The sequence below is a fragment of the Halioglobus sp. Uisw_031 genome (assembly GCF_047729875.1).
In the GTDB taxonomy this organism is placed as follows: domain Bacteria; phylum Pseudomonadota; class Gammaproteobacteria; order Pseudomonadales; family Halieaceae; genus Marimicrobium.
In genome coordinates this window covers 2,890,889-2,916,939 of record NZ_CP159826.1, presented here as the reverse complement: position 1 = coordinate 2,916,939, position 26,051 = coordinate 2,890,889, and the positions used below count along the sequence as shown (strand labels likewise).

Genomic DNA, 26,051 nt, shown 5'->3' with positions numbered 1-26,051 from the left:
CAATCCGATTAACTGACGCAGCATTCCCTACCTCTATCTTTTAAAGCGACTATTGAGCGATCTAAAGAGGCAGGCATTCATTTTCTTGGTGACGTACACACGGCTATCGAACACATTCTTGTTCCACGAGATCCCCGAGTGTATCGCGTTGCGTATCTGCTATCTGGAACGACCTTGCGTGCTCGCTCGGCGCACCGCAGCCATGACACATTCCAAATTTAGTGTCACCGCTCTTAAACCAGAGCACAGCAGAATCAGCAGCGTTTGAATCGAACAGCCTCACTATCTCTTCGCCCGGGGATTGAATCTTAGTCCAGATTCCCGGTGGTGCGAGATCGAGACAATCGGTCGCCAAAGAGTCACAACCTGCCAAAAGGATGAAAATAGTGAGGCACAGTAGCTTCAATCTCAGTGCCAGATTTGGAGGCGCAAGCTTACGGCAGGGGCGGCCAGATAGCGGCCGGCCCTGTTGTCCGTGCTGGTGATGTGTGCTTTGCATTGATACTACCTCGAACGTTACTACGGTGGCTGTAGTCGATGCCTTGACGAGATCATCGCTATTGAGACTAGCCTCTAAGTCTAGTCGATTTTCTTGATACGTGCGTCTTGAGGATATGCCGTCAAAAAATCCGATAACACTTTGGCTGCCAGAAGACCGCATTTTATGAAAGATAAGAATCCATTGGCCTTGGCGACACGTTCCAGCCCAGGATCAGGCCGGTCCAGCGGGGCCGATGAAACGTTACCATCCGGCTGACCTCAAGTGTGAACGATATCCCTGAATCTCAACACGGATTTTGTAATATTCAGCAACGATCTATATATTGTTTACCATGAAATCGAAGATTATAAACTTCGGGTCAATTAATATTGATCATGTCTACCGAGTCCCACATTTGGTTAAACCGGGTGAAACACTCTCGAGTCTAGATCTTGTTACCGGCCTAGGTGGAAAGGGTGCCAATCAATCGGTTGCTATCGCGCGCGCAGGCGTATCGGTGGCGCATGTCGGTAGGGTTTTCAAAGGTGATAGGTGGGCAGTAGAGTTACTCGCCTCAACGGGCGTCGATACCGACAACATAGCGCTTATCGAAGGTGCCAGCGGACATGCCATTATTCAGGTGGATGACCAGGGTGAGAACGCGATAGTGTTGCACGGTGGCGCTAACCAGAGTTTTTCGATAGCGGATATCGAGTCGGCTCTAAACCACAATCAACAGGCACGCTATTTGTTGATGCAGAACGAAACAAATCTACTAGCAGAAGCGTTTGAGCTTGCGCAGGAAAAGGGTATCAAGATTGTGCTAAACCCGGCGCCAATGACTGACAATATTAAAGACTTGCCGCTGGCAAAGCTTGACACCTTGATTGTTAACCGAGGCGAAGCAGAAGCGCTGTGCGGCGCAGCAGATATTGATCAAATGACTCAACAAATGGCAGCCCTCGCGCCGCAGACTCGGGTGGTCGTTACCCTGGGTGGCGATGGCGCTATGTTGCTGGCCAATGGCGAGGTCACACACATGAATAGCCCAAGTGTTGATGTGGTTGACACAACGGGCGCAGGCGATACGTTTGTTGGGTACTTTTTAGCTGGCGTGGCGGAAGGCATGAATGACCATGATGCACTTCAGCGAGCTTGCCTCGCGGGGTCCATCGCGGTAACCCGTCAGGGGGCTATCAAGGCTATTCCCGACAGATCAGAGGTTAATCGCTAGCGAGGGTTCAACCCCCAGTGGCTTGCCACGACACAGGTTTTTGCTGGCAACACTATGCCCTGCTGTTTGTGACGAGGTTTTTGATTTAGACGAATCTAATTCGAAAAAATATTATTATTGATAGGGGTCCAGGTGTCGCTAATGCACAGGCTATCGTCTGACACCTCTTGTCTTACCAGGGTATTGATTTGCCCTGCCAATCATAGAAACTACCGGAGTCTTCTAGCTGCAAGTCGCCAATGACTGTCAGCAGCGAGCTCGCGCACTCGGCAGGTGTCAATACGCGATTTTTGTACCGCTCGGATACAAAGGGTTCTGACAGGCGCGAATAAACCGTCCCGGGATGCAGGGCAACGACGATAGCGTTGCGATGACTGATACGCCACTCGTTTGCGATCGTTTTCAGCAACATATTGTGTGCAGCCTTGGAGGCGCGATAACTATACCAGCCGCCAAGTTGGTTATCCTCGATACTGCCGACTCGCGCCGAAAGAGAGGCAAGCACCACCGGATCATCGTGACGCAGTAACTTACTGAATGCTTGGGCCAGCAAAGGCAGCAGCATAGCATTCACCTGAAAAGCCTTCTGTAAATGCTCTGGGTTGAGGGTTTTGAGCCGTTTCTCGGGACCTTGGTGTTGATTATGTAGCAAGCCTACCGTATTGATGAGCAGATGAACGCGGTCTAGGGATTCCTGCACCCGCGTGGCGGCGTTCAACACGGACTCGGCGTCCTCTGCATCGAAGGTCACGTAGGTAACACGCTTATCATCAGACGCGTTGTGCGTACTGCGTCCAAGAACAACTGCACGATGTAACGACTGCCGTTGCAACAGGTTTTCCAGCAGAGCTGAGCCAATAGCGCCATTGCCTACAATGACAACGTTGAATTGACTCAATGCCAGACAGTTATCCTGACTCATGTGACGGCCTCCACGCACTTTGTGCTGTTAGATCCGTCTCAACAATGTGAACTGACGGGAGAATCAGAATTGCTTTCATCACTTTAAATCCAATTGGTTGCATAGAGTTGTACGCATTGTCGATAAGAATGGACCTGACGCCTACTGGACTTCCCAGGATTTTCTAGGCACGCAAGAGTCAGTCCACGTCAGTGGTGTGAAGGCTTGTAGCGATAGTAGCGGCATTTCTGCGGTGGATGTGTAAAAACCGTTGACGGAAGTCAGGCATTGAATACCCGAAGACTTGAGTGCGCCCTCCCGAAATAAACATTAAGGCGCTGTGATAAAACGTGCGCACTTGCGTCACGTTGTCAGAGCTTTAGGCCTGACAGTGCGATTCCATTAGGGTTTTATGCCTAAACGTCCCACACTTAACGTCGGTCTTGTAGGAGTAACACTGTCGCTGTTAACGCATAGTGATTAGCGCATTAATGACTGATCGGCACGACCGGTGATCATTGGCATGTCGTTGTACGTTCTGATTCCTGGACTGGCTTTGCAGACATAGGGAACTGCGTTTACACAATGCATGGCGGTTGCCACCAAGGCTGATTCTTCGCCGTCAGCGCCGTGCTCAGGAGAGTCGGCGTGCAAGCCTTCTGTCACTAATTGAATGCGGTTGTCGCCGATGACTTCCATTTCAAAACGCTCTTTACCTAGGTCCCAACCGTCTTCAAGGTGACTGTTACCCATGTACCAATTGACCGCCGCTTCTATCACTGGCGTGCCTTTTACCGTGCCTTGCCACGAGAACGACTGAGCGGCAACAGTGCCTTTTTCAAGCACACCAAAAGGTGTTTCAATATTAGCGGTTGCGAGACTCCAGCGATGCTTAGTGACAAAGTCTGAGTCAAGCGTTACACCTATCTGATCGGCTACCATGTCGATCGACTGGGTAAACCCATCGGCAAGGACATCTTTCATAATACTGCCGGCCAACTGTTCTTGAGTTTGACCAAACATCATAATGTTGGTCACCACCTCTTGCGCATCATAGGTGCGAAGGTCTGAAAACTCTTCGCCGCGAACGTAACGTACGTTAGTCACAAACGCCGAGGCCAATAGCGGCAGTTTTTCTGTCAAACCACCGGGGTGTATACCCGTACCATGCAACACCGACTGCCCTTTTTGGCACGCCGCCTCAAGTTGGCTAGTGTCCCGATTTTTTGGGTAAACCCAACCACAGGAAGTGATCACACTTTTACCCGATTCAAGTAGAGGGATAACCTCTTTGAGGTTGGCCAGAAGCGGCATGTAAACGACGCAATCTGCCTCTAATGCCAGTATCTCTTCGATTTTATTCGTTGCTTTTATGCCCGTGTCAGGACGGCCACATAACTGACCTGCGTCCATGCCATGCTTATCATCGCTGTAAACTTTAACGCCAACCAATTCCATGTCTGGATGATCAAGAATACCCCGCAGGGCTAACCGTCCATGAATACCCGTTGCCCACTGCACGACTTTATAGGTCATTTTATTGCTCCGTTCAGATGTCACTGATTGAATGAGGCTATCTTAGCTGAATTCAATGCTCGAGATAATGACAGAATTGAAAAACTAATTTTTGTTGATGAACAAAAGCGAATAATCTAGTCTTAACTTTGTTAAAGGCTCCAGAACCCACACATTAAACCTTGCGAGAGGTGGGGAAAGACGTAGGATGGCTTTAGTGCTGAGTTCACGATCGGCTTAAATCGCTTGAGAAGGCCCGGAAAGGGTGGGGGACAGATGGAAGATCAAGGGATAGTGGCTGAGCTGGAGACACTGAGAGCCCAGCTTAAGCAATTTGAGCAAGCCCGTCTTCAGAAAAAGTTGTCAGTATCGGAGCCTGCCGGGGTAGCAAATCTGCAAGCCTCGGTCACAGCAGAGGAAAGTCTGAGAGACTCTGTTGAGGACTGGCTTAGCGGCCTTGATGATCTTGATGCGACACAAATGTTGGAGCGCGTAAAAGACGTCACCGGCAACTGGTTTGTTGATATTAACGACGACCTAAAAGACGTGAAGCCCGCGACCCTCCTTCTCATTTTTGGGCTTGGTGTACTGGTAGGTCGATTAACATCTTAGGGAGGTTCAATTGTCTGATTCAATGTTTAAGCTGCAACTACTCGCTCGGTCCGAATTGGCACTTACGCAAATCCGTACGCGACGTGCCGTAAGCAAAAGCACGTATATTGCCTTTTCTTTGGTGCTCTTTCTGTTGGGTATTGGCATGCTGAATGTCGCTGGGTTCCTGGCGCTCGAGGCATCATTCAGCCCAGCGAACTCGGCGCTAATCATCGCGTGTGCGAACGGAATCGGGGGCGTCATTGTACTTCTGCTGAGTCAAAAGGCGGGGCCCTCAGAGAATGAAGAACGTATGGCAAAAGAGGTTCGCGAAATGGCGTATCGCGAACTCAATGAGGATGTGAATGACGTTAAAAATAGATTAGAAAATCTTGCGCAAGAGGTTAGCAACATTGGCGAAGATATCTCTCGCGCAACAGGCGTACTGCGCTTCCTGCTAGGTCTGCTAAAAAAATAGCGACCAGGCCCCATTCATTCATCTCCCCAGAGGCCGGCGGTTTAGGCCGCTTTCGCCTATTAAAAGCCTTTCGCTCTATGATATGGTTCAATTGTACTGATCTCTAACACTCGCCAATGCCCCATGGATATCATGTTCTATTGCACTTCTTCAGTTTTATGAGATCCATCCGTAACTTTTTTCGTAATCTTAAAGTGATCGGCATTATGGTCTACAGCGCCATTTTGGGGCGTGCCTACCTCAGCAAATTTACACCGGAGGCGCTATGTTATTGTCACAGTGAAGGTGAAGAACGTCTGCTGGATATTTACCGCCCCGTCTCCCCGTCAGCAGAGCCACTGCCTGTCATCGTTTGGTTTCATGGCGGGGCATGGAAAATGGGTAACCGCAAAGCCATCGAGCGCATTGCTGCGGAGCAACTGGCTCGAGGCTTTGCGCTTGTGAGCGTCAGCTATTCACTCAGTGATGTTGCACAGTGGCCTGTTCAATGCCACGAAGCGAAGGCAGCGATCCGTTACTTACGCGCAAATGCCGACACGCTGGGTCTGAATTCAGACATGCTTATAGCCGCTGGCATGTCTGCCGGTGGGCATATGGCCTGTATGCTGGGTGTGTCTGCGGAGCATGAGCAGTTGAATGGCCAACTGGGCGAGCACCTTGACCAATCCAATCAAGTACAAGGCGTGCTGGCCTTATACCCTCCGACTGACTTTCTTGCAGTCCTCAAAGATTTTGATGGGCTACTGGATTATTACGCGGAAGATTCTCCGGTTACCGCCTTATTAGGAGAATCGATAGCGACTGCACCGCAGAAATCCGATTTGGCTTCGCCTCTGAAGCTGGTGCAGAGCAGTTGCCCTCCTACCTTTCTGTTGCACGGTGACGCGGACCCTATCGTGCCGGTGGAGCAAAGTGTGATGATGCATGAAGCATTACTGTCTGCGGGCGTTGACAGTCAGCTGATGTGCATAGCGGGCTATACCCATGGAGATTACCGCTTTAACCGTGATGAACCCGCCGCGAGAATGTCTGCTTTCCTGAAAAAAACCGCCCTTAATCAATAACAGCGAGCTAAGGACTAGACTGATCATTAAAGTGCTAACAGCCCCTCTATCACTGACCCGCGGCGGCACGCGCCTTAGCTAACGTTATGGCCTGCCGATCATCTTACTGTGAGGCTCAGTGGGTTAACAACACGCAGTATTCAGCGCATAACCGACTTTTTTGAACCCAAATTTAGGTTTTTGCGTATGTACAGTAAGATAAGGACGCAAGCTGATGAAACTGACCACCATAATATTGACTGCACTGATGATGCATTCGGGGCTCCTGATGGCGACTGAAGAACCTGCCTTTACCCTCATTAAAAAAAGTGAGCCCTTTGAACTGCGTTTATATGCACCCAGAATCATTGCTGAAACCGCGGTAAGCGGTAATATGAAAAAGGCGTCAAGTTCTGGCTTTAAAGCCATCGCCAACTTTATTTTCGGCAACAATCAGCATCCCAGCAGTGGCGAAGCAGAAAATATCAGTATGACAGCGCCAGTGATATTACAAAGCAGCAATGTCGAGGCTTTTACAACGTCTAATCCAGCGAGTGATGGATCCGAACAGGCCTGGCAAGTCAGTTTTTTTATGCCCAGCCAATACAACCTCGAAAGCTTGCCAAAGCCCAACAACTCAGCGGTTACAGTGCGTAGTCTGCCTGCCAGTTATGCCGCTGTGATGCGTTTCTCAGGTTTTAGCGGGGCTGAAACAGTCGCTAAAAATACCCAAGCACTGCAACAGTGGATTCAACAACAGCAACTGAGTGCTTTAAGCACGCCACAATTAGCGCGCTATAATCCACCCTGGACCCTGCCGTTTATGCGCCGTAATGAAATCATCATAGAAGTTGCAGCCCCCATAATTGCAGCACAAGAAAATACAGCGCAATAAATTATTCAGCAACGTTGCCAGCCACACGTAAAGTGAATTAAAACGGTCATGCCTAAAAACCTTTCCAGCAAACAATGCGAAACCTGTGGCCTGAGTTTTAACTGGCGCAAAAAGTGGGCGCGCGACTGGGAATCCGTCAAATATTGCAGCGAACGCTGTCGGCGCAATAAAATACCATCTGCCAAAAAGTCGCTCGACGGATGAATATTGTTTGGCTTAAACGAGACCTCAGGCTCACCGATCATGCCCCTTTATGCCAAGCTCTGGCCGCTAATTCGCCATTTATTCTATTGTATATTTTTGAGCCACTGTTAATACAAGACAGCCACTACAGCGATAGACATTGGCGTTTTATCTATCAGTCTCTGTGCGATATGCAGCGCCAACTCAATCAACAACAGCGCGGTACGTTAACCGTGTTAGGTGGGTCTGCTGAAAACGTATTCGGCGCCTTACACCAACAATATGCGATTGAGCAAGTCTTCAGTTATGAAGAAATAGGCTTAGCCAATACCTATGAACGCGACAAAAGCCTGAGCCGATGGTTTAGGTCTGCGCATATACAATGGCTTCAAAAGCCAACCGGTGCAGTCGTGCGCGGTCTTAGTCAGCGCAGTCAGTGGTCACTGAATTGGCGTAGCGTTATGCACAGCCCGCTTGATGAGCCGCAATGGGGCCAACAATCGGCACTTAGCCTAGACATGGACGATAGCTTTAAACCACAGATTCAACCGCACTGGCGAAAAGCACACGATGATTTCCAGCACGGAGGAGAAAAACTGGCCTGGCAAACGCTGGCCGATTTTTTTGAAGGTCGCGGTAGAAACTACCGCAAATATATTTCTAAGCCGCTAGCCAGTCGCGAAGCTTGTTCTCGCATGTCACCCTACTTGGCCTGGGGAAATATCAGTTTACGACAAATGTATCAAAGCGTGGCGCAATTTGATCAAGCAGGCTGGGGTCAGGTGCGCAAAGCCTTGTGCGACAGGCTCAGCTGGCACTGCCATTTTATGCAAAAGTTTGAAGACGAATGTGAAATTCAAATGCGGCCCATGAACCGAGCCTTCGAACACTTCCCTATGGATACCAGCACCGGCTCAAATGCACGCCTTGAAGCTTGGCAAACTGGTCAAACCGGCTACCCCTTAATTGATGCAGCGATGCGTTGTGTGAACGAAACCGGCTACCTGAATTTTCGTATGCGGGCGATGTTGGTCAGTTTTTTATGCCACCACTGCCAAATAGATTGGCGCCGTGGTGTAGAACACTTAGCACGGCAATTCCTCGACTTTGAACCCGGCATTCATTATCCGCAATTTCAAATGCAGGCCGGTGTTACCGGGGTGAATACGATAAGGGTTTACAACCCGGTCAAACAATCGCAAGAACATGACAGTGAGGCTGAGTTTTTACGCCAGTGGTTGCCAGAATTGGCGCCTTTACCACAACCTTTAATGCATACACCCTGGCTGATTACACCCATGGAAGCCATCATGTATGACTTTGAGCCAGGAAAAGACTACCCAGCGCCCATTGTTGATATTCAACACAGTGGAAAGCTAGCGCGAGATCGACTTTGGGCCTTCAAATCTGACGCATTGTTACTGAAAGAAAAAAAACGCATTCTTAAACAGCACGTGAATGGTCAACACCGCGCTAAACGTAAACCTGCATAACATCATCAGAATACCTTCATCCGCACTACTATTGCGCAAAACGCTGGAAAAACCCGGGGCAGACCACGATGAAGCGACGACGGTCTTTGGGGAAAGGTGAATCGTGGGCTGGCGAAACCGTGGCCTGCCCGACGTTTTTGCAATGCGGTATCGATGGGGATGCTTTGAAATTTGACATCGACTAGGGCTCCACTCGGTCGACCCACACAAACGCATCGGCATGCAGGTTAGGTTCACCATTCCAGCGGTAGGCCACCAGCTTGCCTCCGGGCTTCGCCACACTGTAATCCAGGCAGGCTACATTGCTTTCAAGGGGCGCTGGCGTCCCGCTCTGCCAATAGTGCCCTAAGAACACAGGGGGTTCATGGTGCCCATAGCTGACGCCGTGGTCACCTTTGATCTCATCGTCCGGAATATGTTTTTGCCATTCAAGCATGCCGAGGAACTTGCCGCGGTAGGTGGTTGACGTGCGATCCCACCAGCGGATGCGCATGTGGCGACGCTCCTTGCCGTAGCTGTCGAGGTAGCTGCAGTCTCCTGGCAGCGGTATTTCCTTGCCTTTGAGTAGGGTCTCCACCTGATCGTATTCCTGTCGGCCCTTGGTGCTGGCGTGACGCAGGAGGGTATTGGTGAGGCGCGGGCCCTCATGGTGCTTGATGAGACTCGCGATGACGTCCTTGTCCCAGCAGGCGTGCACCACTCGCATATCACCAAGATCTAGCCACATGGGCAGTGTTCTGAACCAGTCGATCATGTCTAGGTAATCCGGAGAATCCGCAGGGTATTCTGCAAGGAAGGCCGCGTGTTGTTCTTTGTTGTTGGAGTCGTGCGGCCGCAAGTGCGAACCTTCATCCAGTGGTGTCGCATAGGCCACGGCATTAAACTCATGGTTGCCCATTACCGACAGGGCATGCCCCTGTTCTATCATGGGCCGGACGATTTCGAGCGTCTGGCGCTGATGGGGACCTCTGTCTATAAAGTCCCCCAGAAACACTACCTGTCGTTCTGCATGTTGGTATATGCCGGCGCGCTGGGTGTATCCCAGCTTTTCGAGCAGCGCTGCAAGCGTTCGTGCATGCCCGTGTATGTCGCCGATGAGGTCGTAGTTCATAAGGCTCTCCATGGACCCCCACAACCAATCCCGTGAAGGGCCGGTGGTGGCGTTAAGTCAAACAGATTAAAAGAATTTGAAACACGTGTGAGGCAGAGGGTGCCGCCACATAAACAGTATAGCGCAGTCGGACAGATAGGACGAACGCCCACAAAAAGGCCTGCCTGAAAACACTACCTGTGCATGCATACACTCTAAACATCTGGCGAAAAAGGACTACTATAAACACCCTGCGGTACGAACCTGCGCCTGAATGGCGAACGGTTACCCCGTCGGATGAATCCGCAGCGAGCAAGCACATCGACCACCACAAGCAGGGCCAGGAGCGCGCAATGGGCCCAAGGGCGAAGCCTTGCCTACTGACACTGAAAGGGCTGATCAGAACGCAAAAAAACGAAGCACTCTATTAGAAAAAAAGGAAAATATAATGACTGCGATCAATAAAGCGTTACAAGCCGTCACTCTGGGCGAAGTACAGAGTTTTGAAAATCTGCACATCACACCGCTGCTGGCAGCGGTGCCTGGCATCGCCGACTATCTTACGCTGGGTGAAGCCCAGGAGCAGGGCCTTGCGGTCGTGACCGAGGTGTCGGATTCCGGCAGTGTGCCAACGCTGCTGCTAGAAAACAGCGCCGAGCAGGCCTTATTCCTGCTCGACGGAGAGGAGTTGGTGGGTGCTAAGCAGAACCGCATTCTCAATCTCACCCTGCTGGTGCCGGCGCAAACGACACTGGAAATTCCCGTGTCCTGTGTGGAGCAGGGCCGGTGGAGCCACCGCACGGAGGAGTTTGCCTCAGCCGATCGAGCCATGTTCAGCAGGGGGCGGGCGCGCAAGGCGGAGCGCGTCAGTGAGAACATGCGCAGTAGCGAAAGTCGCCACTCAGATCAGAGCGAGGTCTGGGATGATATCGCCTGCAAGATGAGCGTGATGGACGTGGATTCCAGTACAGACGCAATCGCGGATGCCTTCGAACATTTCTCTGGTTCTGTTGATGAATATGTTGCAGCTTTTAGTACGAGTGAGACCCAGGTGGGCGCCTGCTTCGTAATCAACGGCACGATCTGTGGCCTTGAATTATTCGACGTGAGTTCTACCTGCAGCAAGCTGATGCCAAAGCTGATTCGCAGCTATGCCATCGATGCCATTGAGGAGAAGCAGGTGACCACGCCTACCACCTCGCCCAGCATCCTCGAGTTCATCCAGCAGGTTGCAGCAGCGCCTGCCGACAGCTTCGAAGCGTTGGGTGAGGGCGAAGACCTGCGCATTCACTCAACGGCAATCGCCGGGGGTGCACTCGCGGCGCGCGAACGGGTAGTGCATCTGTGTGCCTTTAGCCAGGAAGCCGAAGCTGGCAGCGAAAGAGGGTCCGACAACATGCGTCGCGCTAGCGAGAGGCGCCGTTATCGCAATCGCTAGCCGATCTTTTTAGACGATCACGACGGTACGGCAAACGGCTGATCGACATCACGATGAAAACCAGGAGATGACTATGAACAGATTTATCATCAGTGCAGTGCTTGCAGCGCTGTTTGTTAGCACAGCGTATGCCGATGAGTATATCGGTAACTACAGTGCCAATAAAAATAATGCAAACTCGACGTCCAATCCCAACGGGGTCGGGAGCCCCTACAACGCCAATAGCATTAATAATCCTAACGGCAGGTATGGCAGCCCCAATAGCGCGACGTCCGCTAATAACCCGTATGCAACGGAGGCGCCGAAACTGTATAACAGCGACGGAGAATACCGCGGTCGACTCAGTGACAACCCGTATGATGCGGATTCAACGTCTAATCCCTATGGCCGCTATGGCAGTGAATACTCCAGCGACTCGATCAATAATCCTTATGGGGCGGGCAGCCCGTACCGCAGTGATAGCCCGAATAATCCTTATGGCGAGGGGTTAGAAATGTATGGGGAGTAGAATGATGCGAACAGCCGGGTGGTGAAAGAATGCAGCACTGTGAGACAGGCTTTTGGCTGACGTTTTGTTCAGTGCTGATCTAGACTACAACCTCCACCATGCCGCCCGTCACCGCAAAGTGAATCCAACGGCTCGCCACCGGCTTACCTGTCGCTCTGCTGATGCCTTCAGAATAGGCTTCCAACTGTCCAGAATAGCCCAACGCAATCTCTTCCCAATCGGATCTCGCCCGCGGCGACGCTTTATGATCAATGAGCACAAAGCCTTCTGGTGTCTCTACCAACAAATCAATCCATCCGCTAACCACCTGGCCATCATCAGTGGTGTAGTAGAGGGGGAACTCGGTGTAGTAGTGCAGCGGCGTGAAACGTTCGTCTAGCCTATCGATCAAGCGCTTCGCACTGTCATCGGCCGCCGCAACCGATATCGTATTATGCATGTCATGATCTCGCAGCACTCTGTGGGTGGCGTTTTGGCCCATTATTGTTGTCGCGATCACCGCGTGTAATGCTGAGCCCAGAGTCGCGGGATCATATTTACCTGTAATCTCCAGTCGCTCACCCAGTTCGATGATCTCACCAATACGGGCCGTTGCAAGCGGTGCTATTGATGACGGACTCACTCGTGCTGGCCGCTTATCCATGGCCAGTGCGTCACTGGTTAGCCAGGTGGGTTTGTAATCCGGTAATGCGGTATTGGTTTCATTCGGCACGAGGTCAATCGATTGGGTGGGTATCACCTCGCCGCTGGGCAATGTAAGTGTTTCAGCCTCAGGTAACATCCAGTCGGCTTCCAGCGTATCCATCCACTGCCCGTTCGTATCTTCATTGTTCATGGTGAGGATCAAGCCATCCCTGGCGCGAGTGAGGGAGACATACAGTAAGCGTTTGGATTCCTCTATTTCTTGCTGCATAGCAATTTGGCCTGCGGTGCTGTCATTGATCTGATCCAGCAGAGCAATGTTGGCACTTTGCCCGCCGGTGAAGGCCGGCCAGTAGCGCAGGGTGCGATTGGCCAGTGGATTGTCTAGGCTTATCGGCGTCTGCGAGGGCAGCACGCTCAGGCCCCAGAGTCGGGGTTTCAGTTTGGCGTCTAGGTCCATGGCAATCACCATGGGCCATTCCAGACCTTTGGCGCCGTGGTGGGTCACCAGCTGTATGGCATTTTCGGAGCCGCCGGTGGCCTGAGTGTCTTGGTCTGACTCAGCCAGTTGGTAAAGCCACAGCACTAAACCTGCAGCCGTCGCGGGTTGGTTTTGAGCGGTACATTGGTTCAGGTATTCTTGGGCGTGGGCCAGCAGGGCGGCGAGGTTATTGAGGCGATGCTGGCTGCGCTGTTCGGTGGGTCCCCAGCGATAGACAGATTCTCTGACATTGCCAGCCTCCAGTGCGGTGCGCAGTGTTTCCAGTGGTGTGAGAAAGGTCAGCCGGCCGCGCTGGGCTTTTAATGCAGCCACCGGACCTTGTTCATCGTCTTCCAGCCACGCGCGCGATTGATTGCTGTCATCTTGTAAATACGCCATGCGCTGAGCTATCCAGGCTTCGGGGTTTTCACAACCGGTGAGGCTGAGTATCTCTGCGCTGGCCAGCGTGTCGAGCGGGTCTATTAGGCGGCGCAGGCAGGCCATTGCCAGGCAGACTTCGGGTGTGTCCAGCAGGCCCGGGCGTTTGTAACGTATCGGCAGTTTCGCCTGGCTGAGCGCACCGGCGATGGCGTCGAGGTTGTCGTGCGTGCGGCACAGTATGGCAATATCGCTGTAAGTGGCAGGGCGGGTTTGCGCGCTGTGTTTGTCGACGACGGTGCGACCGGTTTGCATCATGCTGCTGATGCCATCGGCGAGGGCGTTGGCCCGCAGTTTTTTGTTGCCGCCGTGAAGGCGCCATGTTTGCACCGCAGGTTCGTCAGTGACGGCGCGTCGCGCCGATGTCAGGGTCACTTGCTCTGACGCTAAGGTGTCGGCAAACGCAGGGGCGAATACGTTGTTGGCATAGGCCACCAGTTCAGGTGTCGAGCGCCAAGACTGTTGCAGTATCTCCGGGGTGTTGCCTTCTTCCGTAACGCGCTGCACCACAGCGGCCATCAGCGTTGGATCGGAGCCGCGAAACCCGTAAATGGATTGCTTTGTATCGCCTACCCAAATCACCTGTTCTGCTAACTGTGACAGCTTGAGGAACAGCGCCAGCTGTATTGGGCTGGTGTCTTGGAATTCATCCACCATCAGCAGTTGTAATTCCTCCTGCAGCGTTGCTTTTACCGTGGGATGGTCCAGCAGTTGAAACAGACGCTGTTCCTGGTCGACAAAATCGATCAGCCCCTTTTGTGTTTTCATCAGCTGGTAGGCGCTCAGGCTGGCCGCCGCAATCTCGAACGCCTGCTGCGCAAAAAAGCGTAAATCTTCATGCAGGGCTGGGTGTTTGGCATAGTCGACAGCGATGTCGGCGATCGGGTGGGCAAAGGACTTGGACTTAGCGCCGGGCATTTTTTTAGTCAGGGAAATCCACTCCGACCAGGTCGCGCGCTGCTTATACAGTGCGGCGCGAATCCCAGTGATCAGTGAAACATACTCTCGCGTGACCTTGGTGCGATCGACGGTAGTATCGATGCCGTCCAAGGCTTGCTCGATGACATTCAGTAACTGCCTGTCTAGATCGCGGCTGCTGGCCTTGGGAAAATGAACCAGTAACTCGTCGGCGCTGGCCTTGCCCAAATGACGGATAGCATCCGGCGATTGGTTGTTGGCGCGGGCGGCATCGGCGATGCTTTTGACCTCGGCGCGCCAGTTGAGCTGCTGCTTACGAGTGATAATCTGTAGGCGGTGGCAGGTGCTATTCATGTCGCGTATCAGCTGCTTATTGTCCACCAGGGCCCGCTCCATCGCTTGGTAGAACAGCACATCCCCCTGGAGATCGTCCAGCACCTGCTGGTCGGGTGGCATGCCAGCCTCGAAGGCAAAGCGCCGCAGTATGTCGCCGCACACGCCGTTCACGGTACCAATCAACGACTGTTCCATTTGGTTGGCCACATCCAGTTTGCCGGCCGTGATGAGGGCAGCGCGCACCCGCTCCTTGAGTTCGCCCGCCGCGAGTTTAGTAAAAGTGGTGGCAATCACGCCGGCGGGTTTTACCTCGCCGGCGGACAGCAGTTTTTCCAGCTTTTGGGTGAGGGAGAAAGTCTTGCCGCTGCCGGCACCGGCGCTGATGAAATGAATGTTGGCGCTCATGCGCCTTCTCCCCAGCCGGTGAGAACGCGGTAGTCATTGAACATGTCACTTGCGCTGGGAATGCTCAGGCAGTCTTCGCCCGGTGCGGAATCATCGGTCGGTTCGGTGCCTTTCACCGTCACCTCCACCAGGCCGCTGTCAAACTGTGCCTTGCGCCAGCGCCAGCTCTCTTCAAAGCGCTCCCAGTACTGAGCGGCGTTTTCTTCGCCGTCGGGTTTGAGGATGTCCGCACGCGGGAAGAACGTGTGGTTCAGGCTCAGCATGTGCGAGTCCTTGGCGATGAAGTAGCTCAGTGTGGGTGACCACTGTGCATTATTGTTGCGCCGCAACTGGGCGTAGGTGGCTAACTGCAGATAGCTGTTTTCTAGCAGGGCGTCGCGGCGGTAGTTTTTGCCGCCCCATTTGATATCCACCACGGCCTCTTGGCCGTCTGCCCGCGTGGCCAATACATCGATGGAGCCGTTGAGCTTGCCGCCGGCGTAACGGCCTTGCTGCCACAGCTCCATTTGCACGCTGACCACATCGGCATCCTTCAAATGGTCTACCAGCGTGCCCAGTGAATCCTGCATCTGGGTAATAAACTGTTCGCACTCCGCCTGACGGCCCAGCTCCAGTAACAACGCACCTTCCTGTTGCAATAGGGTGGCGACGTTGTGCTCCACCCAGCCAGCGATACTCGCGTTGTCTATCGTGTCGATAGCGGCATGTGCTTTGAAAAAATCTTCATACAGGCGATGGGCCAGGTTGCCCTTTAGCAGGTTGCCATCACTGACCGTGCCCAGCGAACCCGGACGGATGCGAGCGGCGTAGCGCAGCAGCCATTGATAGGGGCTGTGAATATAGGTGTCTAGGCTGGAGAAGGACTCCGCCTCACGTTGCGGCAGGTCCGCTGCCACGGGTAACCGCCACCAGCGTACTTTAGGCGGGAGTGGCCGCACGGGTAACGGGCTTTGCGTCACACCGAGCTCGCGTCTGGTGTCACTGCTGGCGATTTGCAGTGTGGGCAGGCCTTTGGTGACACTGTCGATTTGATCCCAGAGGGGGTGATGTCGTTCGACATCATCATGCAGGATCAACGTACAGCGTTCCTTGGCACATAGAATGGGGCGCAGCCACGCCTTGCCCAGCCATTCCAGTTGTTCGTCCTCAGACTGCAGGTGCACACCGTTAGCCGCCAGCGCCGCGCGCTCGGTGCGTGACCAGGGCCAGCGCTGCACCCGATCGTTGGCCTGACAATCCCACCAGATCACATTGTCGACGGCATCAAAGAAGGTGCCTGCATGGTCGGCCCGCAGCACGGTGGGCTGCCCCGGTATCACTTCGGCGCCGCGGTCTGTCACCGGGGCGCCGGTGCCGCGCACATCCTCGATCAGGCGGCGTACATTGTCCTGACTGAGCACAGCGCGCCCGTGCTCTTTTAAGCGTTCGATCGCGTTTACAAACTCCAGTGCCTGGTTTAGGGCGATGTTGTACAACGCCTTGCGGTCATTATCATCGCTGGCGTCCTTGGCACCCTGCAGCCAGTCGGCCACTCTCTGTGCGCGTTGCGCCAGTATGCTGCTGTCGACTCCGACGCTCGGTGAGAAGCGCGGGGATTCCAGCCAGTAACGAAGGTCTTGTTCCAGCTTTTCGCGTTTGCTGGGTGCTTCACGCTCAAGGCTTTTGGCGATGACTTGTTCCCAGGCGGCACTGCCGATGCCGGGGGTGCTGGCAACGGTTTGCGCCAATCGCTCTCGGATACGTGCAGGAATAGGCCCCACCGAATGCGACAGAAACTGAAACAGGGCGGTGGGATTCAACGGCGCCCACAACAGTTCACAGGCCAGCGGCAATACTTGAAATACCGGCCGCCACGGCGACAGCGCGCTGAAACCGAGGCGCGGACTGTTCATATGCTCCAGCGTCTCGTCTAGCAGTTCGCCGCGGGACTCGGCCAGCACGGCGATGGACTTATCCGGTGCCTCCGATAACCAGCCCTGAGTCAGCAGCGCGGTGAGCGGGGTGCTGTGTTGGGCAGAGTAGGCGCGCAGCGCAATGACCGTGCCGTCACCGCGCAGCGTTATCGGGTCACTGCCAGCGGCCAGCAAGTGGCGCTGCAGCTTGCCGAGGTCGGAGTCTTTGTTGGCCTGTGGGGGAGTGTCTGGCAACTCATGGAGGGTGGTGCCGGTTGCGACGATGGCCGCAATCAACTGACGCCACAGAGAGGGAAAGGCCGACAGGGCATCGCGCAGCGTGATGCTGTCGATGGCGATCGGGTTGTCTGGCAGTAATTCGATGACGCGCGCTATGCGCTGGCCCAGGCTGAGGTCTAAGCGCGTGCTTGCCAGCTGTTCGATAGCCGCCATGTCTTGAAGCCGGGCCGGTGCATCCTGCTTGAAGTTACCTTGCCATCCCGCCAGATACCATTGGTCGCGCCACTGCAACAAGGTGCGCGCGACGGAGAATGGGTCAGCCTCATAGGATGCATGATAGAAGGCCTTAGGGTTATTCGCCTGTTCTAAGCAGCCCAGGTATTGGATGAGGCGCGCAGTGAACGATGTCTCAGACGAGGGAATGCCCAATTGGGTTTCAAGCGCACGAAGCAAACCGTGAGGGCCTACAGAGACGTCACCCAGCGAATCCATTTTAAGCGCCGGAAGGGGGGAATCACCCTTAATCGCCACGGTGACTTGAATCTTGCCGATGTTGGTTTCTGACCGCATTATCGAGTTTACTACCCCTAATATTCCGCCACCCATAATAGGCTGATATCCATGAACCCGCCATCAGGCGCAAAAGCTACCCGCGTGGTTAGGCGACCTGTATGGATGACCATGTTGTTTGTGATGCTGTGGTGTGTTCTTCGAGTTGAAGCTTACAGGCAGATAATGCTCAACTCCCCTGCTACCATTCGGAAGGGTGATTCGTTATGACGGGGGTTCGTTTGTCGACGTACTCTTTTGCCGTTACATCAGTCGTTGTTCCCCTGCGGCGCTTCCTTTTGCCGTTGATTTGCAGGTTCCGCCCAGATTGAATCCAACGACGGTTGCTCGCCGGCAGCAAGACGTATCACAGCCTGGTAGACAAGCTGCGCCCTGTTGCGCATGAAGCGATTAAAATCAGTCTCGAGTCTGCTCTTCAGCGCTTCACCATCCAGCCCCTGATAATGGGCTTTACTCAATAGGTCATAGGAGACTAAATGGGTCTTCAACCGATCTGATACCGCTAGCTCATCGGCCCATTGAACCCGCTCTTTAAGATAGTCAATCGGGTCCTTGCGACCGATAATACGATTGGTCTTCCAGGTGATGAGCGCGCAATTGAGAGCGTAAAAACTCTCTATACTCGCGGCTGACAGCAGGGCGTCGGGAAAGATATGGTGATACTCACGTTTTTGAATACTGTCGAATGAAGCGGGCTTGCTATCGGCAAAATCATGGGCACCAAAATAGTTGGATACTGCCAATATGCCCCTGGCCTCGATGCCGACTTTCTTCGGCCACCCGGCTGCCATGAGCGCATCCACATCGGCGAGCTCATGTTCTTTGCGGTTGAACACCGGAACCTCAGATAGTGCCTGGTCGTCAAAATCGGGCGTACTCAGAAATGCCTTGATGCCACGGTGCTTGTCTTTGACACCTATAAAATCAGCATAGGCTCTGGATGCGGCGGAGTTTTCGTAACGGTCGGTAAAAAAGGACGACCACAAATAGGCGCGTAACAGCTTTTCGGCCTTGGCAACAAAATCGCCGTGCTCTGGCACCAGCTCATAAGCTGCCGCAACGACTGCTAGTACGTTACTGGTAGGTAGTCGTGCTTCATCAAAGACACCCTGACTTTCCAACAGGTTGGCCATTCGCTCCAAGCCGTGCTCGAGCTTTTCCCAATTATCGAGAAGTACCTGCTTATCCATCTCGATCATGCCCTTGTTATTTGGCACTTTCTCCTGCAACAGTGCCGATGTTGCCAATATCAAGTTTCTTACATCACCGAAGCGCGCTGCTTTAGGACACTTGCTGATAAGGTGCTCTTCCAAGTCATGCAGGGACTTACCCGCTACACTCTCCACTTCGGCAACAATAATGTCGTACAGGGAAAGCGGTTTGCTATTGGTATTCATGTTGATGAATACTTGAAGCGCCACGTCTTTTGGCGTGTTGGCGGGCAGCGAAAGATACGGCAAGTTGAAGTGCGTTACCCGCTCACGGAGGGTATTGATCTCCTGCTTTAATCTATCCTTGAGGGCCGTATAGCTCTCCAGCTTCTCGAATGCTTCGGGGTCTCCTTTGCTGGGTTTTAAGTGCTGTGTAGCCTTGCCTATCCACTTATCAACCACCGCTGAGTTATCGCCTGGGCAAAGTAGATGCAGTGGGAATAAACCGCGCTCTAGGCACTTGGACGGATAGTCGGCCCAAACTGGTCGACGCGAACCTCTTTTATTCGTCCATCGACTCTGGCAATAAACCTGCATTTCTTCCGATTGCATGTACTCACGCTCATCGAACTGCGGCAAATAGATGAAGTAGTTCTCATAGTCGTAGTTATTATGCATGCCACGCCAAAATGCCGTGAGGCGCTGCTGACCATCCAATAAATGCTGGGTAACCGTTCCTTTCACAGTAGGGTCAGCGGAACGGATGTAGCGAGAGATAAACTTTTCTTCTCCTGCCACCTCCAATGCTAACGTTACTCCTACTGGCAAGTTGTTAATGATGGTGTTGAGAAAGCTGGTAATGCGCAATTTATCCCAAGCCTCATAACGTTGAAAACGCGGCAATTTCACCTGGCCCTGCTGAATTGCCTGGAACCAAACGCCCAGGGTTCTATCCTGCGCCTTACTGGACTGCTGCATAATGCTCATGTACCCACCTTTTTATATGTAATTTTAGTGTGACCGCTGATTTTCATTTAACACTTAAGTGCACGGAACCATTCAGATAGCCCATTTGATGGAAACATATAGCAGAGTTCTCGGTGGCATAATGCTCAATCTGCCAGTCATTTTTCACAGCGACGGCGAGTACAAGACGGATCTATCGGAATTCTTTGTTACTCTCGCTCTGGTGTGTATCACACGTTTTATTGCCCGACGTTTTGGTTTCCCTTCGAAAATCTTCCCGATTGAATTCTGGTATTCGCGCTTTGACCGGCGTGGATTTCTGCCCTTTCCAGTATAGCGAAACTCCCTGTTTGGACTAGTTGCCCTAATGAGGTATGGGTAAGGAAGCGATCATTCAATGCCGTCTGACTTTGCACTTGTTCACATTACACTGTTTCCTTAGCTGATTGGCCTTACGGAAGTAATATTTTCGGTGCTCGACGGTTCTACGTTCATGGAGCTTGGCGCTCGAGCTCTGTCGCTCACTTGATTCTTCTTTCATGCCAAATTCGGCTAAAGTTGACTTATAATCGTCGAAATATTGTCCCTACTCCTTTTTACTGCTGGCCATAGTATTTTTATGGCCATTGTAAAACGGCTCTGCACCCCTAGGCCGCTTGCGTTTATGCTTAATAGTAAACACCAGTACAAAAAATTTTACGCTTCCAAGAAAATCAGGCATTTGCTGTTGTGAGCACTCGTTTGACTGTTTTCACAATATGATCGACTACTAACTCTCTATCCATGCCTGGCTTTAACTGAATGCCATATGCAACATGCTTGATTTCACGGTATGTGTTATCTGAATCAAAATATTTAAGTTTATTGATAATAGAATCAAAATTTTCAATTTCTTCTCTGTATAGGTTTAGCCATATCGGTGTTTGGCTCGCCTTGGTGCACCATTCATAGCTCGAAAAGTAGACTCTGCAAACTATTCCAAACGATCTAAAATAAAAGCCATAGCCATATTTATCACCTGTCGCTTTTAGACCTTTAAAGCTCGCTTCATTCCACGTGCGCAGATGTTTATTACATTCATCTATGACATCTGGGAATTGATAAGATAATCTTCCATTCATAGGGTCAAGGTCTGACCAGCTTAATGGGGGCATACCCTCGGAATCCAGCTTTAAACAGAGCTCCTTTAGTTGAAGTAAGTCGGATGCGAGGTAGTTGTTATTTTCTTTGTTGTTTTCTTGTTCAATTAAATTTATGAAGTTGAGCCACGAGTAAACAATAACTTTATTGTTTTCACCACTGAGCCTTTTCGATATATCTTGCTTCAGTGAGACAACTCTTTTCTCTGGTGCCAGAAATAATAATGCGCCCTCTGTGCTCAATTCCTTTATATAATTATTAGGTTGATTTGAAGTTAAATTCGCCCAAAACTTCCCCTCAATAATTACTGTCTTGTTACCGTCTTCATCTAGGCCCGTGACATCAGGCCTGCCATTAGACTTTGTTGATAGCTCCGTAACATAATATGTGGGGATATGGTCTGCTCGTATTACTTTCTTTAGAGCAATACGGGCAGCTGTATAGTTATTTAAGAGATATGCAATACTGCTGTTAGCAACATTTTCATATTCAGAAATAAAATTACTAGCAATATGCGATAAAAGTGATTCTTTCATTCTTTACTTATTCTTAATCATTGAGTTTTACCCATTGTACTAAGGTTTTTGATGAACGGAATTCTATTCTTCACAAGCGTCTGCTTTGAGGGCGTCAGTGGCCTTCAGACTCATTATAACCAAAACGGCCGCTCCTAGTCGAAAGCGGCTGACTTCTGTCTCGGTAAGGCGTCTACAAAGTTTTCAAGAATTCAAATTAAGGGGCCACAGGTCTTTTAAGCCCAAGCTGCGAAGATGACCTGCAAAGCATAACCCGCGATGACCTGAAGGGCATGGCGACGGATCAAGCCTGCCGGCGCTTTTAGGACTGCTTCTAGTGCACAGCCAGCCAGAAGCGCCTATGCACCTCAGCTAGTCGTTTTCTCCCCTCGAGTATTGGTCCCCGCGTTAGCCGCGGGGGGCCGGGCTTACCTGATCGTATTTGTGCAGGGCATTGTGGCTGAGCGATTTTTCCCCTTGCTCACTTCGGAGGGGCACATTTTATACAGAGCAAACTTGGAAAAGCCGAAGCAGGCGGTCAGCCCAGGCACTCAACTTATTATGAGGATGGGAGCTACGCACACATCATGTAATGGCCTAATTGAGCTTAAGGGCAGTGTCAGCAGGGGCCGGGGTGGTGTGTGGTCGAAAATAATGATCAAAAGTAGGGTTTTCCCTACTGTAGAATAATTCTATACAAGGCATCATGAAGGGTGTTTTTAAAATCCCCTTTCCAGCGACAGCGCGAGCTCATGCACAGCGGCTTTCGTGGCCGTATGCAACGGGGGCGCCGAAACTGTATAACAGCGACGGGCAATACCGCGGTCGACTCAGTGACAATCCGTATGATGCGGATTCAACGTCTAATCCTTATGGCCGCTATGGCAGTGAATACCCCAGCGACTCGATCAATAATCCTTATGGGGCGGGCAGTCCGTACCGCAGTGATAGTCCGAATAATCCCTATGGTGAGGGGTTGGAGATGTATGGGGAGTAGAATGACGCGAACAGCCGGGTGGTGAAAGAATGCAGCACTGTGAGCCTGGCTTTTGGCTGACGTTTTTTTCAGTGCTGATCTAGACTACAACTTCCACCATGCCGCCCGTGACCACGAAATGTATATTTGGCGATTGCATATTTTGTAGTCGGTAACACAGAAGAAGCGAAGCTGCGTCTAGGCAAAGCAAAGCGCTTACTCGCTCAGGCCCCTAGACGGTATTTCAGTGATTGGACTTTTGAATAGGCAACACCGTCACAACCTTAAGAGCAATTGGCCGAGATGCAAGATATGATTTCTGGGAAGTATGTTTTACCCAAGGTTGTTGCCCAAGGGCCTGCACAGCATAAGCTGCACTAGTTTAGTAAAGGGTTCAGAGCCTTTCAACTGTTAAGTAGCGTCGCCGTCTACACATAAAAATGCACGTTGTTCATACCTTTTTTTGCTCGAGAAGCGGATCCACAATCTCACTAGCCCCGGTACTAAGGAACGTTACTGGCCTATCCGTTGCGCGAGCTGTGTAGGTGTTCCCAATAATAAAATGCCGTCTGGATTTGCAGTCGTCCTAGCCACACTGTTTGCCGGGCTAGTTAGTCTTGCGGAAGGAATATTTGCCGTGCTCGACGATCTTACCATCGTGGAGCTTATCTCTTGAGGCTTGTCGCTCACTGGGCTATTCCTTGATGCCAAAATTAGCGAGGGCTGACTTGTAGTCCTCGAATCGTTTGCCAAACTCTAGCAGTCCCGGCCCAGAGACGACGGCGGCCACCGGTTTGCGCGGTTTTTTCATTGCGCTTCTCCTGCAAAAGGTTCTTTATGTAAACAAAATTACATCTCGCTAAGCTCTAGTTCAATGTCGTTGGCCGCCGTTAGCATTGCAGAATATGCGCAGCTAGGCGCCACCGCCCCGATTCAAATGCTCGCTGTCTTTCCCCTTCAGGCTTAAGTTCTTGAACAAGAGCTCCAACCCAGTACTGACGATTAGAGGAGCTTTTTTTCGAGTAGGCTGCCTCATATGTTGCGATAGGGTGCAAGCTTTCATGCTGCATTCGCGCGAAGGATACAGTCCAAAAATTCCAGAGTAACTTTGTCGATGAGGGCTTAAAGCTTGGCTCCACAGGCTGGACATTCTTTAATGACGAAAATATCGCCGGGGCTAATGGCTGCACTGCATTCTGGGCACGGTTCTGACTCGCCCGCCATTGCACAGCAGTTTTTCTTTGGGTTTGCTTTCTGTGTGTTCATTGTCTTTTCCTTTTAGTGTGGGTGACGTTCCTCTGTGTTGCCTCTAACCTTCTAGGCAGCCCAGCTTTCGTTGTGCGCAACTTTTTTGCGCTAATATCTGGCGAGTCTCTGAGGTATTCGATTCAGTCTGCCTGGCTGCCGGAGTCGAAAATGCTTCTAAGCCGCGCCCAACTTTCATCGGGCAAGGTTTGTATGATTTTTATCAGCCGTTGGTCACCACTGCGCAAAATACGACCGCGAACCACCGGCGCTATTTCTTCTGCATCCTGGACCTCTTGCTCCTCAATATCGATTCCTCGAACGATTGCGCCGGCGCGCAACGCCTCGTCCAGTGATAGTTTGAAATCCTGCTCGAATGACGAGCCGCACGTATGACAAGTCTTCGCGGACATTGGGTTTAAAGCACCGCAGTCCCCGCACGGCTTCACCCGCTCTGGTCCCTTGGGGAATTCATGGCCGCATATCGGGCACTCGCTAGCCCCCAGTTCGCATTCATGGCCGCATTCACTGCAGCGCTTATGCCGGGGAGCCGCAATTCCTTTGCGAGCCGCGGGAGACATTTCTTCTTCCACTCTGCGAGCGTAAGTCTCGAAGGTTTCGAATGACGGCATGACGACATAGGCGCGGGTGTCATCGGCAGAGCCCATGGTTCGCACAACTCGTCCTACGGCCTGTCTGAAGGCAAGTTCGGTTAAAGCGTTCGGCAGGTAGAGCAGTACGCGAAGCCGCTTAATGTCTACACCTTCAGATACCATCGCGACAGATACCAGCCAACGCTTATTGGTATTGCGGAAGGCGCGAATCTTTGAATTTGGGTTAGGCATGTTGCTGTGCACTAGGATAGGCTTCTCACCTTCAATCCTCTCTATCAAGGCAACCATGTACTCAGCCATTTCTATGGTCGGGGCTATGATAAGTCCTCCCGCTTCCGGCATGCGATGCCGGAGTTCGGTGAGCTTCTCGCTGCCCCAGTCGATCATTGTGGCCTGATAGCCATCCATCAAAGGTGTAATCTTGTCCTTTTCATATTGCGGTGTCTTCGCCAGTCGGTAGAAATCTAATGCTTTTTGCAGCCCGTGCACCCGCTTTAGTACTTTGGGTATTACGGCAGACGCCTGTCCAGACACCTTGATCTCATGTCCCTCTAAATCGACAGTGAATTTCCCTTCATGGCGGTGAAAGGTGACCGGGCGGCAATAGCCGAGATCTACAGCGTCACCATAGGTAAGTACGTAGGTGCCAGCCTCAGGGTGATCAATCGCTCCTGCGTCATCGTATGCAAGCCATACCGATTCCGCGCCATCGGATCGTATTGGGGTCCCGGTGAGTACGAGTACAAACTTCGCGGCTAAGAAGGCTCCGTCCGCGCCCTGGCCCCACGCGGCTTCTACTGCTGCGTGGTGGTGTTCATCACAGATTACGAGCGTTTTTTGTGCGCTACAGACGGCTTGCAGCTCCGGCAAAAGTCCTTGCACTGCGGCCCAGGTGGAGCAGACATCCAGTGATAAGCCTGCAATGTCGCCATCTGCTGCCGTCACCTTAGCCATGTGGCGCCCGGTGACAAACCGAAAATCATCCGCCCATTGGTTTACGACTTCTGTTCTTGGGGCGATTACGACAACTCGCTCTATCTCGTGTGCACTAAAGAGCTTTTGTGCGATAGCGCACGCAGCAAGAGTCTTGCCAGCCCCTGGTGCTGCGTTGATAAGGAAGTGGCGGTCTTCTCGCTTCGTTACGAGCCAGTCTATGGCCTTGTGCAGTGCGTCTTTCTGCCAGTTTCTCAGCTGAATGGTCATTTTGAGCCCTTCCTTAAATTACATGGGGCGCAAAGTGCTTGCCCGTTGCGGGTTATCGTCTTTCCACCTTTTGAGTGAGCCACCACATGGTCTGCATGAAAGCCATTGGCCAGGGGTTTACCGCACTTGTTACAGTGCCCACCCGCAATCCAGGCTAGGATGCGACGCTGTCGCTTGCTGAATAATCTGCTCATAGCCCCAACCAGTAATATTCTGTTAATGCGACTTCCTTAACGGGTAGATTTGGTGGTGGTGTTAAGGTTGCGCATTCGTTGATTCGTCTAAGAGCCGCTACGAACGGAACGCGTTTTGATTCAATCTTGTAGCCTTCTTTTCGCATGTCTGATATGACTTTTGTGAGGCTAGGGACCCCAAAAAGCACGATGCACTCGAGCTGGGTTATGGGGTGACCAGCCAGCAAGTGCTCTTTAACGCCTAGCACGAGTTGTGTTTTGCTCATCGACATATT

Annotated in this window: 22 protein-coding genes; 12 read left to right on the top strand and 10 right to left on the bottom strand. The window is 52.0% G+C overall.

What is annotated here, in order from left to right:
* Positions 1-833: 833 nt before the first annotated feature.
* Positions 834-1,715: a ribokinase gene (locus tag ABXT62_RS13175; protein WP_415355741.1), complete on the top strand. Its 882-nt coding sequence runs from the start codon at positions 834-836 to the stop codon at positions 1,713-1,715.
* A gap of 172 nt (positions 1,716-1,887) precedes the next feature.
* On the opposite strand, the gene ABXT62_RS13170 is transcribed toward ABXT62_RS13175, so the two are convergent.
* Together ABXT62_RS13170 and ABXT62_RS13165 are read right to left on the bottom strand one after the other, a co-directional pair.
* Complete coding sequence (locus tag ABXT62_RS13170) at positions 1,888-2,637, bottom strand: SDR family NAD(P)-dependent oxidoreductase (RefSeq protein ID WP_415355740.1); 750 nt, start codon at positions 2,635-2,637, stop codon at positions 1,888-1,890.
* 459 nt (positions 2,638-3,096) lie between these two features.
* A complete protein-coding gene (locus ABXT62_RS13165) occupies positions 3,097-4,152 on the bottom strand; it encodes a dihydrodipicolinate reductase (RefSeq protein WP_415355739.1) in 1,056 nt (351 codons plus the stop codon).
* Positions 4,153-4,407: 255 nt separating this feature from the next.
* Between ABXT62_RS13165 and ABXT62_RS13160 the strand changes: the two genes are divergently transcribed.
* The 6 genes from ABXT62_RS13160 (at position 4,408) to ABXT62_RS13135 (ending at position 8,814) form a co-directional block, all read left to right on the top strand.
* Complete coding sequence (locus tag ABXT62_RS13160) at positions 4,408-4,743, top strand: hypothetical protein (protein ID WP_415355738.1); 336 nt, start codon at positions 4,408-4,410, stop codon at positions 4,741-4,743.
* 10 nt (positions 4,744-4,753) lie between these two features.
* Positions 4,754-5,200, top strand: coding sequence for a hypothetical protein (locus tag ABXT62_RS13155; RefSeq protein ID WP_415355737.1), 447 nt, complete (start codon positions 4,754-4,756; stop codon positions 5,198-5,200).
* A 206-nt stretch (positions 5,201-5,406) separates the two neighbouring features.
* Positions 5,407-6,264: an alpha/beta hydrolase fold domain-containing protein gene (locus tag ABXT62_RS13150; protein WP_415355736.1), complete on the top strand. Its 858-nt coding sequence runs from the start codon at positions 5,407-5,409 to the stop codon at positions 6,262-6,264.
* Positions 6,265-6,478: 214 nt separating this feature from the next.
* Positions 6,479-7,138: an SOUL family heme-binding protein gene (locus ABXT62_RS13145; RefSeq protein WP_415355735.1), complete on the top strand. Its 660-nt coding sequence runs from the start codon at positions 6,479-6,481 to the stop codon at positions 7,136-7,138.
* A gap of 48 nt (positions 7,139-7,186) precedes the next feature.
* Complete coding sequence (locus ABXT62_RS13140; protein WP_415355734.1) at positions 7,187-7,342, top strand: DUF2256 domain-containing protein; 156 nt, start codon at positions 7,187-7,189, stop codon at positions 7,340-7,342.
* Entirely contained in the window at positions 7,339-8,814 is a 1,476-nt protein-coding gene (locus ABXT62_RS13135) for an FAD-binding domain-containing protein (protein WP_415355733.1), read from the top strand. The genes ABXT62_RS13140 and ABXT62_RS13135 overlap by 4 nt, the downstream gene beginning before the upstream one ends.
* Positions 8,815-8,995: 181 nt before the next feature.
* On the opposite strand, the gene ABXT62_RS13130 is transcribed toward ABXT62_RS13135, so the two are convergent.
* A complete protein-coding gene (locus ABXT62_RS13130; RefSeq protein ID WP_415355732.1) occupies positions 8,996-9,925 on the bottom strand; it encodes a metallophosphoesterase in 930 nt (309 codons plus the stop codon).
* A 427-nt stretch (positions 9,926-10,352) separates the two neighbouring features.
* Between ABXT62_RS13130 and ABXT62_RS13125 the strand changes: the two genes are divergently transcribed.
* Together ABXT62_RS13125 and ABXT62_RS13120 are read left to right on the top strand one after the other, a co-directional pair.
* Positions 10,353-11,342 carry an ARPP-1 family domain-containing protein gene (locus tag ABXT62_RS13125; RefSeq protein WP_415355731.1) on the top strand — a complete coding sequence of 330 codons (990 nt, stop codon included), beginning with the start codon at positions 10,353-10,355 and terminating at the stop codon, positions 11,340-11,342.
* 73 nt (positions 11,343-11,415) lie between these two features.
* Positions 11,416-11,850 (top strand): hypothetical protein, encoded by a 435-nt coding sequence (locus tag ABXT62_RS13120; protein ID WP_415355730.1) that lies wholly within the window; start codon positions 11,416-11,418, stop codon positions 11,848-11,850.
* Between the two features lie 79 nt (positions 11,851-11,929).
* Here ABXT62_RS13120 and ABXT62_RS13115 read toward each other — a convergent pair whose 3' ends face one another.
* The 3 genes from ABXT62_RS13115 to ABXT62_RS13105 form a co-directional block, all read right to left on the bottom strand.
* On the bottom strand, positions 11,930-15,070 hold the full coding sequence (locus tag ABXT62_RS13115; protein WP_415355729.1) for a UvrD-helicase domain-containing protein: 3,141 nt from the start codon (positions 15,068-15,070) through the stop codon (positions 11,930-11,932).
* The gene (locus ABXT62_RS13110) at positions 15,067-17,772 is read right to left on the bottom strand and encodes a PD-(D/E)XK nuclease family protein (RefSeq protein WP_415355728.1); all 2,706 of its coding nucleotides are present in this window, start codon (positions 17,770-17,772) and stop codon (positions 15,067-15,069) included. Before ABXT62_RS13110 ends, ABXT62_RS13115 begins: the two co-directional genes overlap by 4 nt.
* 248 nt (positions 17,773-18,020) lie before the next feature.
* Positions 18,021-19,910, bottom strand: a complete 1,890-nt coding sequence (locus ABXT62_RS13105) for a DUF262 domain-containing protein (protein ID WP_415355727.1) — start codon at positions 19,908-19,910, stop codon at positions 18,021-18,023.
* A 121-nt stretch (positions 19,911-20,031) separates the two neighbouring features.
* Here ABXT62_RS13105 and ABXT62_RS13100 point away from each other — a divergent pair, with 121 nt between their 5' ends.
* Complete coding sequence (locus ABXT62_RS13100; protein ID WP_415355726.1) at positions 20,032-20,226, top strand: hypothetical protein; 195 nt, start codon at positions 20,032-20,034, stop codon at positions 20,224-20,226.
* A 376-nt stretch (positions 20,227-20,602) separates the two neighbouring features.
* On the opposite strand, the gene ABXT62_RS13095 is transcribed toward ABXT62_RS13100, so the two are convergent.
* The gene (locus tag ABXT62_RS13095) at positions 20,603-21,565 is read right to left on the bottom strand and encodes a hypothetical protein (protein ID WP_415355725.1); all 963 of its coding nucleotides are present in this window, start codon (positions 21,563-21,565) and stop codon (positions 20,603-20,605) included.
* A 685-nt stretch (positions 21,566-22,250) separates the two neighbouring features.
* Between ABXT62_RS13095 and ABXT62_RS13090 the strand changes: the two genes are divergently transcribed.
* Together ABXT62_RS13090 and ABXT62_RS13085 are read left to right on the top strand one after the other, a co-directional pair.
* The gene (locus ABXT62_RS13090; protein ID WP_415355724.1) at positions 22,251-22,541 is read left to right on the top strand and encodes a hypothetical protein; all 291 of its coding nucleotides are present in this window, start codon (positions 22,251-22,253) and stop codon (positions 22,539-22,541) included.
* Positions 22,542-23,676: 1,135 nt separating this feature from the next.
* Positions 23,677-23,802 carry a hypothetical protein gene (locus tag ABXT62_RS13085; protein WP_415355723.1) on the top strand — a complete coding sequence of 42 codons (126 nt, stop codon included), beginning with the start codon at positions 23,677-23,679 and terminating at the stop codon, positions 23,800-23,802.
* A gap of 106 nt (positions 23,803-23,908) precedes the next feature.
* On the opposite strand, the gene ABXT62_RS13080 is transcribed toward ABXT62_RS13085, so the two are convergent.
* The 3 genes from ABXT62_RS13080 to ABXT62_RS13070 are packed head-to-tail and all read right to left on the bottom strand — an operon-like array spanning position 23,909 to position 26,042.
* Entirely contained in the window at positions 23,909-25,582 is a 1,674-nt protein-coding gene (locus ABXT62_RS13080; protein WP_415355722.1) for a DEAD/DEAH box helicase, read from the bottom strand.
* Positions 25,579-25,776 carry an HNH endonuclease gene (locus ABXT62_RS13075; RefSeq protein WP_415355721.1) on the bottom strand — a complete coding sequence of 66 codons (198 nt, stop codon included), beginning with the start codon at positions 25,774-25,776 and terminating at the stop codon, positions 25,579-25,581. The genes ABXT62_RS13080 and ABXT62_RS13075 overlap by 4 nt, the downstream gene beginning before the upstream one ends.
* Entirely contained in the window at positions 25,773-26,042 is a 270-nt protein-coding gene (locus ABXT62_RS13070) for a helix-turn-helix domain-containing protein (RefSeq protein ID WP_415355720.1), read from the bottom strand. The genes ABXT62_RS13075 and ABXT62_RS13070 overlap by 4 nt, the downstream gene beginning before the upstream one ends.
* Positions 26,043-26,051: the final 9 nt, after the last annotated feature.

Excerpts from the sequence above, each read along its gene's own strand:
- ABXT62_RS13130 (WP_415355732.1), bottom strand. The coding sequence starts at position 9,925 with ATGAACTACGACCTCATCGGCGACATACACGGGCATGCACGAACGCTT.
- ABXT62_RS13085 (WP_415355723.1), top strand. The coding sequence starts at position 23,677 with ATGACGAAAATATCGCCGGGGCTAATGGCTGCACTGCATTCTGGGCAC.
- ABXT62_RS13080 (WP_415355722.1), bottom strand. The coding sequence starts at position 25,582 with ATGACCATTCAGCTGAGAAACTGGCAGAAAGACGCACTGCACAAGGCC.
- ABXT62_RS13120 (WP_415355730.1), top strand. The coding sequence starts at position 11,416 with ATGAACAGATTTATCATCAGTGCAGTGCTTGCAGCGCTGTTTGTTAGC.
- ABXT62_RS13145 (WP_415355735.1), top strand. The coding sequence starts at position 6,479 with ATGAAACTGACCACCATAATATTGACTGCACTGATGATGCATTCGGGG.
- ABXT62_RS13165 (WP_415355739.1), bottom strand. The coding sequence starts at position 4,152 with ATGACCTATAAAGTCGTGCAGTGGGCAACGGGTATTCATGGACGGTTA.
- ABXT62_RS13105 (WP_415355727.1), bottom strand. The coding sequence starts at position 19,910 with ATGAGCATTATGCAGCAGTCCAGTAAGGCGCAGGATAGAACCCTGGGC.
- ABXT62_RS13125 (WP_415355731.1), top strand. The coding sequence starts at position 10,353 with ATGACTGCGATCAATAAAGCGTTACAAGCCGTCACTCTGGGCGAAGTA.
- ABXT62_RS13150 (WP_415355736.1), top strand. The coding sequence starts at position 5,407 with ATGGTCTACAGCGCCATTTTGGGGCGTGCCTACCTCAGCAAATTTACA.
- ABXT62_RS13115 (WP_415355729.1), bottom strand. The coding sequence starts at position 15,070 with ATGAGCGCCAACATTCATTTCATCAGCGCCGGTGCCGGCAGCGGCAAG.
- ABXT62_RS13075 (WP_415355721.1), bottom strand. The coding sequence starts at position 25,776 with ATGAGCAGATTATTCAGCAAGCGACAGCGTCGCATCCTAGCCTGGATT.
- ABXT62_RS13170 (WP_415355740.1), bottom strand. The coding sequence starts at position 2,637 with ATGAGTCAGGATAACTGTCTGGCATTGAGTCAATTCAACGTTGTCATT.
- ABXT62_RS13110 (WP_415355728.1), bottom strand. The coding sequence starts at position 17,772 with ATGCGGTCAGAAACCAACATCGGCAAGATTCAAGTCACCGTGGCGATT.
- ABXT62_RS13135 (WP_415355733.1), top strand. The coding sequence starts at position 7,339 with ATGAATATTGTTTGGCTTAAACGAGACCTCAGGCTCACCGATCATGCC.
- ABXT62_RS13175 (WP_415355741.1), top strand. The coding sequence starts at position 834 with ATGAAATCGAAGATTATAAACTTCGGGTCAATTAATATTGATCATGTC.
- ABXT62_RS13140 (WP_415355734.1), top strand. The coding sequence starts at position 7,187 with ATGCCTAAAAACCTTTCCAGCAAACAATGCGAAACCTGTGGCCTGAGT.
- ABXT62_RS13100 (WP_415355726.1), top strand. The coding sequence starts at position 20,032 with ATGCTCAATCTGCCAGTCATTTTTCACAGCGACGGCGAGTACAAGACG.
- ABXT62_RS13070 (WP_415355720.1), bottom strand. The coding sequence starts at position 26,042 with ATGAGCAAAACACAACTCGTGCTAGGCGTTAAAGAGCACTTGCTGGCT.
- ABXT62_RS13095 (WP_415355725.1), bottom strand. The coding sequence starts at position 21,565 with ATGAAAGAATCACTTTTATCGCATATTGCTAGTAATTTTATTTCTGAA.
- ABXT62_RS13160 (WP_415355738.1), top strand. The coding sequence starts at position 4,408 with ATGGAAGATCAAGGGATAGTGGCTGAGCTGGAGACACTGAGAGCCCAG.
- ABXT62_RS13090 (WP_415355724.1), top strand. The coding sequence starts at position 22,251 with ATGAAGGGTGTTTTTAAAATCCCCTTTCCAGCGACAGCGCGAGCTCAT.